Annotated in this window: 1 pseudogene; it reads left to right on the top strand. The window is 41.8% G+C overall.

Annotated elements, in window-relative coordinates:
• Positions 1-56: 56 nt before the first annotated feature.
• Positions 57-352 (top strand): annotated as a pseudogene (locus L5876_RS14950) (cytochrome b); the annotation flags it as partial.

A 352-nucleotide genomic window follows, 5' to 3' on the forward strand; every position in this document is an offset into this window, starting at 1 on the left:
TCGCCTTCCACTTCATTTTACCATTCGTAATTATAGCTGCTACAATTTTACACATTATATTCCTTCACCAGTCAGGATCTAACAACCCAATCGGAGTAAACGCAGATTCTGATCGAATTCCATTTCATCCTTACTACTCCATCAAAGACGCCCTAGGCTATATACTAGCTATCCTGGGACTATCCCTCATAGTGCTATTTGAGCCAAACCTCTTTACAGACCCAGAAAATTTTCTAATGGCTAACCCCCTCGTCACCCCCATTCACATTAAGCCGGAATGGTATTTCTTGTGAATATATGCAATTCTACGATCCATCCCCAATAAACTAGGCGGAGTTCTTGCCTTATTCGC

Source organism: Hyphobacterium sp. SN044, assembly GCF_021864465.1.
Lineage (GTDB): Bacteria > Pseudomonadota > Alphaproteobacteria > Caulobacterales > Maricaulaceae > Hyphobacterium.